Source organism: Cyanobium sp. Aljojuca 7D2 (assembly GCF_024346415.1).
GTDB lineage: Bacteria > Cyanobacteriota > Cyanobacteriia > PCC-6307 > Cyanobiaceae > Cyanobium_A.
Genome location: NZ_JAGQCX010000007.1, coordinates 1 through 12,492, shown reverse-complemented (window position 1 = coordinate 12,492; position 12,492 = coordinate 1). Strand labels below are relative to the sequence as shown.

Annotated in this window: 12 protein-coding genes and 1 pseudogene; 8 read left to right on the top strand and 5 right to left on the bottom strand. The window is 59.5% G+C overall.

What is annotated here, in order from left to right:
* Window positions 1–82 precede the first annotated feature (82 nt).
* The 3 genes from KBY57_RS08385 to KBY57_RS08375 are packed head-to-tail and all read left to right on the top strand — an operon-like array spanning window position 83 to window position 2,527.
* Window positions 83–1,309, top strand: a complete 1,227-nt coding sequence (locus tag KBY57_RS08385) for an LL-diaminopimelate aminotransferase (RefSeq protein WP_254995417.1) — start codon at window positions 83–85, stop codon at window positions 1,307–1,309.
* Window positions 1,310–1,337: 28 nt separating this feature from the next.
* Entirely contained in the window at window positions 1,338–1,679 is a 342-nt protein-coding gene (gene clpS, locus KBY57_RS08380; protein ID WP_254995416.1) for an ATP-dependent Clp protease adapter ClpS, read from the top strand.
* Window positions 1,679–2,527, top strand: a complete 849-nt coding sequence (locus tag KBY57_RS08375) for a CPBP family intramembrane glutamic endopeptidase (protein ID WP_254995415.1) — start codon at window positions 1,679–1,681, stop codon at window positions 2,525–2,527. The genes clpS and KBY57_RS08375 overlap by 1 nt, the downstream gene beginning before the upstream one ends.
* Here the strand turns inward: KBY57_RS08375 and KBY57_RS08370 are convergent.
* From KBY57_RS08370 to KBY57_RS08360, 3 genes are all read right to left on the bottom strand, one after another.
* Entirely contained in the window at window positions 2,511–3,089 is a 579-nt protein-coding gene (locus KBY57_RS08370) for an ATP-binding cassette domain-containing protein (protein WP_254995414.1), read from the bottom strand. The two genes, KBY57_RS08375 and KBY57_RS08370, sit on opposite strands and share 17 nt — an antisense overlap.
* A gap of 311 nt (window positions 3,090–3,400) precedes the next feature.
* Window positions 3,401–3,730, bottom strand: coding sequence for a hypothetical protein (locus KBY57_RS08365; RefSeq protein ID WP_254995413.1), 330 nt, complete (start codon window positions 3,728–3,730; stop codon window positions 3,401–3,403).
* 386 nt (window positions 3,731–4,116) lie between these two features.
* On the bottom strand, window positions 4,117–4,296 hold the full coding sequence (locus KBY57_RS08360; protein WP_254995412.1) for a hypothetical protein: 180 nt from the start codon (window positions 4,294–4,296) through the stop codon (window positions 4,117–4,119).
* Window positions 4,297–4,574: 278 nt separating this feature from the next.
* On the opposite strand from KBY57_RS08360, the gene KBY57_RS08355 reads away from it, so the two are divergent.
* The gene (locus KBY57_RS08355; RefSeq protein ID WP_254995411.1) at window positions 4,575–6,161 is read left to right on the top strand and encodes an NAD(P)-binding domain-containing protein; all 1,587 of its coding nucleotides are present in this window, start codon (window positions 4,575–4,577) and stop codon (window positions 6,159–6,161) included.
* Window positions 6,162–6,196: 35 nt separating this feature from the next.
* Window positions 6,197–7,468 carry a cation:proton antiporter gene (locus KBY57_RS08350; protein ID WP_254995410.1) on the top strand — a complete coding sequence of 424 codons (1,272 nt, stop codon included), beginning with the start codon at window positions 6,197–6,199 and terminating at the stop codon, window positions 7,466–7,468.
* Window positions 7,469–7,855: 387 nt separating this feature from the next.
* On the opposite strand, the gene KBY57_RS08345 is transcribed toward KBY57_RS08350, so the two are convergent.
* Window positions 7,856–9,442, bottom strand: a complete 1,587-nt coding sequence (locus KBY57_RS08345; RefSeq protein ID WP_254995409.1) for a photosystem II high light acclimation radical SAM protein — start codon at window positions 9,440–9,442, stop codon at window positions 7,856–7,858.
* Window positions 9,433–10,455 (bottom strand): 7,8-didemethyl-8-hydroxy-5-deazariboflavin synthase subunit CofG, encoded by a 1,023-nt coding sequence (gene cofG / locus KBY57_RS08340; RefSeq protein ID WP_409996432.1) that lies wholly within the window; start codon window positions 10,453–10,455, stop codon window positions 9,433–9,435. The genes KBY57_RS08345 and cofG overlap by 10 nt, the downstream gene beginning before the upstream one ends.
* Between cofG and KBY57_RS08335 the strand changes: the two genes are divergently transcribed.
* From KBY57_RS08335 to KBY57_RS08325, 3 genes and pseudogenes are all read left to right on the top strand, one after another.
* Window positions 10,376–10,759 carry a DUF697 domain-containing protein gene (locus KBY57_RS08335; protein WP_409996429.1) on the top strand — a complete coding sequence of 128 codons (384 nt, stop codon included), beginning with the start codon at window positions 10,376–10,378 and terminating at the stop codon, window positions 10,757–10,759. The genes cofG and KBY57_RS08335 overlap by 80 nt on opposite strands.
* Window positions 10,760–10,933: 174 nt before the next feature.
* Window positions 10,934–12,010, top strand: coding sequence for a photosystem II q(b) protein (gene psbA, locus KBY57_RS08330; RefSeq protein WP_254995407.1), 1,077 nt, complete (start codon window positions 10,934–10,936; stop codon window positions 12,008–12,010).
* A 217-nt stretch (window positions 12,011–12,227) separates the two neighbouring features.
* A pseudogene (locus KBY57_RS08325) lies at window positions 12,228–12,492 on the top strand (photosystem II q(b) protein); the annotation flags it as partial.

Below are 12,492 nucleotides of genomic sequence, written 5' to 3'. Positions count from 1 at the left end.
GCCTTGATCGTATGGAGGCCACCGCCGCATAGGACAATCGCCCCAACGTTCAACGGGCCCGGCGGCGGCCCACACCGCAGCAATGGCCCAGGTCAACGGCAACTACCTCAAGCTCAAGGCGGGCTACCTGTTTCCCGAGATCGCCCGACGGGTGAAGGCCTTCAGCGAGGCCAACCCCAGCGCGCCGATCATCCGCCTGGGCATCGGCGATGTCACCGAGCCCCTGCCCGAGGCCTGCCGCACCGCCATGAAGGCCGCCATCGATGAGATGGGCACCCGCGAGGGCTTCCACGGCTACGGCCCCGAGCAGGGCTACCTGTGGCTGCGTGAAGCGATCGCCACCAACGATTTTCAGGCCCGCGGCTGCCAGATCAGCGCCGAGGAGATCTTCGTGTCGGATGGCTCCAAGTGCGACAGCGCCAACGTCCTCGACATCCTCGGCCCGGACAACCACATCGCCGTGACCGACCCGGTGTATCCGGTGTATGTGGACAGCAACGTGATGGCGGGCCGCACCGGCGACGCCGATGACGCTGGCCAATACGGCGGCCTCACCTACCTGCCGATCAATGCCGAGAACGGCTTCACCGCCCAGGTCCCGACGGAGAAGGTGGATCTGATCTACCTCTGCTTCCCCAACAACCCCACCGGTGCGGTGGCCACCAAAGAGCAGCTGAAGGCCTGGGTGGATTACGCCCGCGCCAACGACGCCCTGATCCTGTTTGACGCGGCCTACGAGGCCTTCATTCAGGACCCCTCCCTGCCCCACTCGATCTACGAGATCGAGGGCGCCCGCGAGTGCGCCATCGAATTCCGCTCCTTCTCCAAAAACGCCGGCTTCACCGGCACCCGCTGCGCCCTCACCGTGGTGCCCCGCGGCCTGATGGGCACCGCCGCCAATGGCGAGCGCGTGGAGCTGTGGGGCCTGTGGAACCGACGCCAGTGCACCAAGTTCAACGGCGTCAGCTACATCGTGCAGCGCGGTGCCGAAGCCGTGTATTCGACTGAGGGCCAAGCCCAGGTGAAGGCCCTGATCGCCTTCTACATGGAGAACGCCGCGATCATTCGCCGCGAACTGAGCGCCGCAGGATTGGCGGTGTATGGCGGCGAGCAGGCCCCCTACGTGTGGCTGAAGACACCGGATGGCGTCGACTCCTGGGGCTTCTTCGATCTGCTGCTCAACAAAGCCAACGTGGTGGGCACCCCCGGCAGCGGCTTCGGCGCCGCCGGCGAGGGCTACTTCCGCCTCTCGGCCTTCAACAGCCGCACCAATGTGGAAGATGCCATGCGGCGCATCCGGGCCCTTTAATGGAGCGGTTGTCATGACACCAGCGGCCATGACCTCCACAGCCATCGCCCAACCCATCGCCACCCAGACCCCCAGCCGCGAAAGCGGCGGTGCCGCCGTGATGGAGAAGGCTCCGGAACGGGTGCGCAAGCCGTCGCCCCGCTACAAGGTGCTGCTGCACAACGATCCGGTCAACACCATGGAGTACGTGGTGACGACCCTGCGCCAGGTGGTGCCGAGCCTCAGCGAGCAGGACGCGATCGCGGTGATGCTGGAGGCCCACAACACCGGCGTGGGCCTGGTGATCGTCTGCGATCTGGAACCAGCGGAGTTTTACTGCGAAACCCTCAAGGCCAAGGGCCTCAGCAGCAGCCTCGAGCCGGAAACCTGATGGAATCCCCCGCGGCAGCGGCCCCTGGGTCGGCGCGGCCCAACGGCTGGGGCACCCTGCTCTATGTGCCCCTGCTCTACGGCGCCGGCTGGCTGCTATCGCGGCCCCTGGCCTTGGTGGCTCCAGGCTGGCGGTCCGACCAGGTGGACCTCGCCGGGCTGGCGATAGCGCTGGTGTTGCTGCTGGTTTCCTTGCCCTTGCGATTGCGGCGGGTCTGGCAGGAGCCCCACCCCTGGCAGCGCCTGGGGCTCGCCGTGCCCCTCAGCGCGGCCCTGCGCAGTGGCCTGCGCGGCCTGCTCAAGGCGCTGGTGCTGTTGCTACTGGTGGCGGTGGCCCTGCTGCTCGGCGGCCAGGCCCGCTGGCTGGGGGAGCTCAACGGCGCCCTGCTGCTCAACGGGCTTTTGTTGCTGGCGGGGGTTGGCTTCGCAGAGGAGCTGCTATTTCGCGGCTGGCTCTGGGGTGAGCTGGACCTGCAGGTGGGGGCCCGCCGGGCGCTGGGGCTGCAGGCGCTGATCTTTGCCCTGCTGCACCCCTGGTACCGGGCTCCGGGCCTGGAGGCGATTGGTCTGCTTGGGGGCCTGATTCTGCTGGGGTTGGTACTGGCCCTGCAGCGCCGCGCCGATGGCGGCTCCCTCTGGGGCGCCATCGGGCTGCATGGCGGCCTGGTGGGGGGTTGGTTTCTGGTGCAGAAGGGACTGCTGCAGATCTCCCCGGCCGCACCGGCCTGGTGGGTGGGGCCCGGCGGCGCCGACATCAACCCGATCGGAGGCTTGATCGGCTGGATCAGCCTGACGGCCCTGCTCTGGGTGCGGCGGCGCTGGTGGAACAGCGCTAACGGGTCGCCGTAGCCAGGGCTTTGCGCCCCTCTACCGGCGCATGCAGCGCTTCCTCCAGGGGGGCCAGCCCATAGTCGCGCTCCAGCAGCGCCATCACCGTGCGGCCGAAATCGCCGGGATTGCGATCAAAAGCCTCCAGGCAGATTCGCCCGAAGGTGCTGCCCATCGGCTCGGGATTCCAGAGCATCTTGCGGGCCGTCCAGGGCAGCATGCTCATCGGGTTGTAGCCCGGCTGGATCAGGCCCTGATCGAAGCCGTATTGCTCCAAATGCGTGTGGGGCTGCAGGCCGATGAAGAAGATCGCCGGCTCCACCTTGTCGGCCCCGAAGATGCGCTCGAGCTCGCGGTGATAAGCCACGGTCTGGCGGATCGTTTCGGGCCGCTCATCGATCACGTTGAACGAATAATTGACCGACACGTGCTCACGAAAGCCCGCCCGCGCCAGCATCCGATCGAGGGCAGCGGTGGATTCATCCAGGATCAACACCGGCGGATTGGCCACCAGGGCGTGGGCAATCGCCAGCCATTGACGCTGGCCGCCGGAGGGGTTGGCGCCGAATTCGCCCAGCACCATTTAGTAGCCATCGAGCAACTCGCGGATGAACTCATCGGCCAGAGTCAGATCATAGGCAGCCACCACCTGCTCGAAGCTCAGATCTGGGCACAGAGCTGATTCAAAGTTCCCTCAAGGGTTCGGCTGTGCCTGTCGCTACACCATCACCAGCAGCCGCGTGTGTCGTGCATCACTGCCTGCATGCCGGCCCAGATTGACTGAAATCCGGCCAGCCGAAACAGGTTCATCGCTGTCGTGCGCAGTGTGGTCATCGCTCCAGCGCCATTGCCTCCGCAACTGTGGCCATCCTCATGGAGTTGGGTGTCACGGATCTAGTGCCAGCCTGCAATACCCCAGTGCTCGCGCAGGAGTCGCAGCAGGGCTTCTGGCATAAAGCACAGGCTGGTGAGGAACAGGAGATTCGCCCGAAATGGCTTGTCATCACGGATACCATCGGCTTTGAGCTCCACGATCCAGCTGGTGCAGATCAAGGCCTCACGGATATGCTCCAGCGCTTTTTTCGCACGCAGCGTCCAGGCGATGTCCCGGCCGTGGCTGACCTCGTGATCCATTGCAGCAAAAGGGATGTAACGCATGCCTTGTAACTGGGAGCAGATCTGGCGGCAGAAGGTCTTCTGGTTGGACTTGACGGTCAGGAGCACGTCGGCCCCCTTCTCCAGGCACCAGTGAAAAACGCCTGCGTCGTATGAAGCGCATCTGCCTGGATCAGCACACCTTGCAGATCCAGGCAGCTCAGGAGCTCCTTAAGAGCGGCCCGCTCACTGGATTCGTGGATGTCATAGGCCTTCTGGTCCTGGGCCGCGCCAAGAGCTCAGTCAATTACCGTAGCCTGGGCTACAAAGCGGTGGTTGCTGTAATGTGTTGATCGCTGCCTCCCGCAGGGTTTTGCCGCCACACACCAGCTGGTCAAAACGCTCCGCCCCGCGAGAGACATGGCTGATCATCCTGGCCTTTACCACCTCCCAAAACTCCTTGAGGTGCGCCTTGTTGAACAGGTCGAGAAAGGTGGCATCCGAAGGCCAGCGTTTTAATCCAGGCCCAGCAATTGCTTCATTGCCTCTCGTTGCCGCCTGGCAAAAGCATCCAGATCACGGGAACTGCGGCAACCGCTCAGGACACCGAGGGCCGCCACGTGCAGCAGGAACCATTGCGGATAGAGGCCCCCGCAGCGGCAATGCCCATCCGAGATGGCCTTGAGGAAGCTCATCGGGTCATCCGGTGCAGCCTGATCGAGTGCAGCAGAAAAGGGATTCAGGCTTTGGGCGATGAAACCCGCCGATCGAACACAATGCTGACAGTCCCAATTAGAGTTGCTGAGACAAATTTTTAGGCGGCCCTATCCTTGATGAGGCTCAAGCAAGCGCTGAAAGCCTCACCCCCCTCATTGCGCCTGGAGCAATTGTGAGGGCCACGCAATATTCACACGCGAACTGGGCAGAGAAGGGAAGCGACAGACTATAATTCCGTTGGGTAACTGAGTCTTCAATGAATTACGACTTCTTAGTGGTTGGCGCCGGGCCAGCCGGCATTCAAGCCGCAATATGCCTTGAGGAGAAAAACGCAAACTATCTTGTCCTTGAACGCAGCAGCAAAATCAACAACCATTTCAGGAATTACCCTAGGCATCGACAGCTCATATCTATCAACAAGAGGTTTACAGGCAGCGAAAATCCAGACTTCAATCTCAGACACGACTGGAATTCCTTACTTACCACAAATCCTCAACAGCCTCTCTTCACTGCCTATTCCACGGACCTTTACCCGAGCGCCGATTCTCTTTGCCAATATCTTGACGACGTAGTCAAAAGCCATGGGCTGCGAATCAAGACAAATCAGTGCGTACATAATATTTCAAAGCTAGAAGATGGCACTTTCAAGGTGACTACTGAATCGGACACCTATACGTGCAAGCACCTATTGATTGCGACCGGAGGCAAGCCTTGGTATCCAGAAATCAATGGAATTCACCACCCCAAAGTTGACACCTACGAGCGCGTATCTCTTAATAAAGAAGAATTCGAACAAAAAAAGATTCTCATATTAGGGAAAGGCAATTCCGCATTCGAATGCGCCGAATATCTTTCCGACGCCGCAGCTGTTATTCACCTGGTAAGCCCAAGACAGATTAGTTTTGCATGGAATACACGCTACGTCGGCGATCTCAGGGCGATCAGGAACAATACCCTCGACCTCTACCAACTCAAGTCTCAGTTCGCAATCCTGAATGCCACCATCAAAAATATCAGTTATTCCGAACAAGCAGAGAAAAAATTTGTTGTCGACTTTGAGTTTACGCTAACTCCAGAAGATCCAAACAATACAATGGCTTACGACGCAGTCATTGCGTGCACTGGCTTTAGCTATTTGAATGAAAATATGTTCGATACAAACTCGATTCAGCTAGAAGCTGATCCGCGGCCGATCTTGAAAGGCAAGTTTCCATTGATCACAACCGAGTGGCAGTATGCACATGTGCCAAACATGTACGCCATAGGGGCAATCATGCAAACTGTAAACTTTAAGAAAAATGCCGGAGGCTTCATTCATGGTTTTAGGTATTCCGTTAAAACACTCATAGATCTGATTTTTCATAGGGATTACGGCCATACTCTAAGGTCTTCAGCCCTTCAAAACGTTGACGAAGTTAGGGCTGAGCTTCTACGAAGGGTTAATACATCCTCTTCCCTTTACCAAATGTACGGCGAACTCTGCGACGTAGTTGTACCAGACAGAGAATTCAAGACGTTTACTTATTATTACGATCTCCCGATCACATTTGCTCGCAATTATTTCAGGGGCGCCAGCATCATCTGCTTAACTTTCTCCATAGCCTCAAGAACAACCGACCAGGACGCATTTAGTTACATACCAGTTGCCACGCCAGCGACACCTGAACTCAGCGTATTTATTCATCCGCATTTCAAGGCAATTGGGGATAATGGTGCCGAAGACAATTTGCATCTTTTGGAAAATATTGATATTGAATGGAGCGATCAGAATCTTCACATCAAGCCCCTTACTGAGTTTTTGTCAACCCACCTAAAGCCCAGTAAAGTACTCGCGTTTAATTAACTTCGAGACACTAGTTAAACAAATCCTCGCTAAAAATGGAAACCGCTTTCAGCGCTTCGACCGAGCATGCATTAGTTAACCTTTTTGCGCAAATAGCCGTTATTTTAGGGGCTTCGAAGCTCGTGGGTTCTTTGTTCAATCGCTTTGGTCAATCTCGTAGTGTAGGAGAGATTATTTCAGGCGTTTTACTGGGTCCAAGCCTATTTGGGCTGCTTGCGCCAGCGGCTTTCTCCACCATTTTTAAGCCAACTGGGCCAGCAATACTCCCGTGGTTCAGCCACATTGGTTTAGTGCTTGCGCTCTTCATTATCGGGATGGAATTTGATTTCCGTACCGTTATTCCAGATATTGGAAAGGTCGTTGGTGTTTCAATTGCCACACTAATTGCCCCATTGCTTTTGGCATTCACAATTGGTCCATGGCTCTGGTCTATTGCACCAGGAGATGGATCGAAAGTTGCTTACTATTTATTCCTTGGCATCACAATGGCCATCACTGCGATCCCCATCATGGGGCGCATCCTGATGGAAATGGATCTGACAAAAACACGTGTTGGTGTTTTATCCATCACCACAGGTGCGTTTAAAGACCTTGTTACATGGATTCTCTTGGTAATCGTCATCGGCGTAGCCCGACCACCAATCGATCCTTTGAAAATAATCAACATGGTGGTCTTTACAGTCATTTTAGCTGCATTATCATTGACTTTTGGCAGAAGATTAATTGCTGAATTTCAGAGACGTTGGGGCTGGACTGAGAAAGGTTTGCCGAGTGGCGCGATGATTGGTTTTCTGCTTATTGGCTTAATGTTAATGTCAGCAATAACGGCATGGATTGGAATTTTTGCCATCTTTGGAGCTTTTTTAGCAGGCGTAACTGTTTCAAGCGATCGAAAACTTTCTGAAGCGATATCTGATCGATTCCACGACCTTACAATCCACCTTTTCCTTCCAATCTTTTTTACATATACGGGGCTCCGCTGCGATTTGTCCTCGATGACTGGCAACGGCTGGATAGCTTTAATTCTTGTCACAGTGACTAGCTCCTTGAGCTCAGGTGGCGTGGCTTGGGCCTTCGCACGTTTCAAAGGGTTTAAGCAAGGTGAGGCTTTGGCCTTTGGAGCCTTAATCAATACCCCAGGATTAATGGTATTAATACTATTAAATCTTGGACTTGACCTCGAAGTAATCCCTAAAGAACTATTCTCTATTCTTGTAGCTAGCGCAATGATTAAGAATCTTATTGTGACCCCAGTACTTAATAAGTCAAACTCCCGGAGCATGGAACCAATGGTTGCATGCTCTTAAAAAAAGTATTTGGCGCGAATTACATTTATTTTACTTGCCAATAGCCCATTCCACCTTCATGGAGAGCGCTACCTCCGGAACTTCCTCCCGTCTTAAAGTTTACAAGAAACTTAAATCTGATGATCACTAGAACTTGTCTTTAATTATAATTTAACTTATGAGACTAAGCTATTGAGCAGAGAAGCTCGTCAAGATGGTGCAGCCCTGAATTTATCAGCTTACTGATCTAGCGAAGCAATTTGGCAACTCCTAGAAGCACCAAAGCAGCTATACGTTAGCCCCTGGTTTAAGTCGCTTTATCCTGTCTCCGCCAGGCTGATGCCGACCCAGCCGACCATCCGGTCGATGTCATGCGCCACCGCCTGCACCTGGTCCACTCATCGCTAATCAGCGGACCGCCTTAGCCAGCGCCCGCCGCCCCTCCACCGTCGCATGCAGCGCCTCCTCCAGGGGGGCCAGCCCGTAGTCCCGCTCCAGCAGCGCCATCACCGTGCGGCCGAAATCGCCGGGATTGCGATCAAAAGCCTCCAGGCAGATTCGCCCGAAGGTGCTGCCCATGGGCTCGGGATTCCAGAGCATCTTGCGGGCCGTCCAGGGCAGCATGCTCATCGGGTTGTAGCCCGGCTGGATCAGGCCCTGATCGAAGCCGTATTGCTCCAAATGCGTGTGGGGCTGCAGGCCGATGAAGAAGATCGCCGGCTCCACCTTGTCGGCCCCGAAGATGCGCTCGAGCTCGCGGTGATAAGCCACGGTCTGGCGGATCGTTTCGGGCCGCTCGTCGATCACGTTGAACGAATAGTTCACCGACACGTGCTCACGAAAGCCCGCCCGCGCCAGCATCCGACAGCTTTCGAGCACGGTGCGCAGGTTGTACCCCATGCGCATCTTGCGCACGAGCTCCTGGGATCCCGAGGTGATGCCGATCTCGAAATACTCCATGCCCGTGGCCACCATCAGCTCGGCCAGCTCGGCATCGAGGTTGTCGGCGCGGATGTAGGCAGCCCAGCGGATGTCATCCCAGCCCTGAGCCTGAATCGCGCGCAGCAGCTGCTTGGCATCCTCGATGTAACGCCGCGCCGGGATGAACTGGGCATCGGTGAACCAGAAGCCCCGCACACCTTTGGCGTAGAGCTGGGCCATCTCGGCGATCACCTCCTCCACCGGGTTCACCCGCACCGCCTTGCCTTCCACCACCGTGTAGACGCAGTAGCAACAGTTGTGGGGGCAGCCGCGCTTGGTCTGCACGCCCACGTAGAAATCGCCACCGTCGAGATACCAATCCAGCTGGGGCCAGATCTCGGCGATGTAGGCGTAGTTGCAGGCAGTTTTCTCCATGCCCGCCGGTTGCTCGTGGATCAGCCCCGCCCGGGGCTCTTCACCCACCACAAAACAGCGCTCCCCCGCCAGCGAGTCGCCGCGGATCAGCTTCTCCAGCAGCGGCTCCCCTTCCCCCACCGACACCACCGTGCCCTTCGGCAACCGGCGACCCAACTGCTCATAAAACACACTCACGGCGCCGCCGCCCAGCACAGCCGTGGCCTGGGGCTGGTAGCGCCGGGCCCGCTTCAGGCCACGGCGCACCAGGCGCAGGTTGCGCCACAGCTCGCCATAAAAGGAGCCCATCAAACGCAAGCCGCCGAGGGCACCGCGCAGGCGCTTGAAGGGATTGGCGGCATAGAACACCTCAAAGGAGTTCTGCAGCGGGTTGCCACCGCGCCCGTCCACCGGCGCATAGATCTGGATGTCGCGCCAGGAGAACACCAGCAGGCTGGGGCGGAACTGCTCCACCGTGGCCAGCAGCACCCGCTCCACATCCAGCAGCGGCACCGCGGCCAGATCGAGGATCCGCTGCGGAATCGCCGGAAACTGCTTGTGGATGTGATCGGCCAGGTACACCGGGCCGATCGGAAAGATGGGGTTGCAGGGCAGGCGCACCAGCAGCACCCGCTGATCGCGCGTGGCGCTCACGGCCATGGACTCCTGGGTCCGGAAGAACTGGACGCTAACAAGCGTGCTTCGGCGCGGTGGGCCTGGCGCTGTATGGGCGGCGGCAGCCAGTGGCGCCAGGCAGGGTGCACGCACAACCTCGGCACCAGGCTGAAACCGGCGCGCTCCAGCACCGCCGCCAACCGTGCCGGGGTGGGCTGGGGATAGGCGCGGTTGATCACATCGCTGCTGTCGATCCCGCCGAGATCATCGATGCCGGCGGCCAGGGCATCGGGCAAAGCCTCTAGGGGCCAGAGGTTGGGAGGCAGTTGCAGATGCACCTCCGGCGGCAGGATTGCACGGGCCTCCGCAATGGTGACGAGCAGGTCGGCCTGCTCAGCGGCGGTCAGCAACACGGCGGCGGCCCCGTCGGGCCGAAAGGGCTGCAGGATCACCTCCTGCAGGTGTCCCCAGCGGCGCTGCAGTTGGGCCAGCAGCTCCAGCGCCGCGCGGCGGTCGGCGTGGCTCTCGCCCACCCCGAGCAGCAGCCCGGTGGTGAAGGGAATCCCCAGGCGGCCAGCCTGGTCCAACTGGCCGAGGCGCACCGCCAGCCGCTTGCTGGGGGCGTGCCGGTGCAAGGCGTCGTAGGCGGGGCCGAGGCCCTCCAGCATCAAGCCCATGGAGGCGTTGAGGCGACCCAATGCCGCCATCTCCGCCAACGACAGAGGGCCAGCATTGGTATGCGGCAATCTCCCCTGCGACCAGGCCAACCGGCACAGGGCCAGCAGGCGCTGGAACCAGGCACGCCTCTGGGGGGACTGGGGCGCCACCTCGCCGCTGAGCAGCAACACCTCCGCCGCCTCGGGCCTGGCCTCCAGAAGGGCCTGGGCGGCGGAATCGCTGAGGGCATCAGCGAGGGGGCCTGCGGGGTCGGGCGGGCGCCGAAAACTGCAGTAGCCGCAGGTGTTGAAGCAAAACCGGGTGGGCACCAGGGTGATGCTCGGGCTCCAGGTGATCGGCCGCGCCGCCGCCCTCACCCTGGGGGTGGTGGAGTGGAGCAGCCAGAGCCTGGCGACGCTGGTGAAGCTGCACGGCGCCACCTGGCTGGTGGGTGGTGCGCTGCAGGCCCTGAGCGCCGCTTACCTCACCCGTGTGGTGGGTCGGGCGATGGCCGATTACATGGCCCTGGCGGCCGGGGTTCCTGAGGCGGAACTGCAGGCCCTGCTGCAGCGCCAGGCGCCCCTGCTGGTGGCCCGGGCGGCCGAGGCGGAAAAGCTCAATTGGGGGGCATTTCTGCAGCAGGGGCGCCAGTGGCTGCAGCAGCAGGGCGCCGCCAACGGCCCAGCGCTTCAGGCAACTTCATGAATGCTTCATGAACCCCTTCATGAAGAAGATTGTGGTTGGCTGAACTTAAGAAACGCTTCCAGGAATGAAGCCGGGCCCTCCGTAGCGTGGGCTGGCCACAGTTGTGGCGCCCGCACTGTTTTGGTTTCGCTTGAAACCAGTCCATTTCAACTCTGTTCCCTACCGAGTTCTTCCATGACCACTGCTCTCCGCAGGGGCCGTGCCAGCACCTGGTCACAGTTCTGTGAATGGGTCACCAGCACCGACAACCGCATTTATGTGGGTTGGTTCGGTGTGCTGATGATTCCCTGCCTGCTGGCAGCCACCATCTGCTTCATCGTGGCGTTCATCGCCGCGCCCCCCGTCGACATCGACGGCATCCGTGAGCCCGTTGCCGGTTCGCTGCTGCTCGGCAACAACATCATTTCCGGCGCGCTCATCCCCAGCAGCAACGCCATCGGTCTGCACTTCTATCCCATCTGGGAAGCGGCCAGCCTCGATGAGTGGCTCTACAACGGCGGCCCCTATCAGCTGGTGGTCTTCCACTTCCTGATCGGCATCTCCGCCTACATGGGTCGCCAGTGGGAACTGAGCTACCGCCTGGGCATGCGCCCCTGGATCTGTGTGGCCTACAGCGCTCCGCTGTCGGCGGCCTTTGCTGTGTTCCTGATCTATCCCTTCGGTCAGGGTTCCTTCTCCGATGGCATGCCCCTCGGCATCAGCGGCACCTTCAACTTCATGTTGGTGTTCCAGGCCGAGCACAACATCCTGATGCACCCCTTCCACATGCTCGGTGTGGCCGGTGTGTTCGGCGGCAGCCTGTTCTCCGCCATGCACGGTTCGCTGGTGACCAGCTCGCTGGTGCGTGAAACCACCGAAACCGAAAGCCAGAACTACGGCTACAAGTTCGGCCAGGAGGAGGAGACCTACAACATCGTGGCCGCCCACGGTTATTTCGGTCGCCTGATCTTCCAGTACGCCTCGTTCAACAACAGCCGCAGCCTGCACTTTTTCCTGGGTGCCTGGCCGGTGGTGGGCATCTGGTTCACCTCCATGGGCATCTGCACCATGGCGTTCAACCTGAACGGCTTCAACTTCAACCAGTCGATCCTGGATGCCCAGGGTCGGGTGCTGCCCACCTGGGCTGACGTGCTCAACCGCGCCAACCTGGGCATGGAAGTGATGCACGAGCGCAACGCCCACAACTTCCCCCTCGATCTGGCCACCAGCTCGATGACCCCCGTGGCCCTGACGGCCCCGGCCATCGGCTGAAGCCCTCCGGGTTCGGGGCCTGAGGCCCCGGCTCCGATTCGCCAAACCCCCGCTGCGGCGGGGGTTTTTTCATGCTGGGCTGCGGCTGGGATGGGAATCGCGCAACAGGGGTTTACACAGCCCGCAAACATCCGTTACATTCACGTCGCGCCGGTCATCCGGCCCTAATTACCCGCCCCACGCCTTCGAGCCGCCGGGCCTACTCCATCCCGTACTCATGACCACCACCATCCAGCAGCGCCAAGGCGCTTCTGCGTGGAACCAGTTCTGCGAGTGGGTCACCTCCACCAACAACCGCCTGTATGTGGGCTGGTTCGGTGTGCTGATGATCCCCTGCCTCCTGGCTGCCACCATTTGCTTCATCGTGGCGTTCATCGCCGCTCCCCCCGTCGACATCGACGGCATCCGTGAGCCCGTCGCCGGCTCCCTGATGTACGGCAACAACATCATCTCTGGTGCTGTTGTGCCTTCCAGCAACGCCA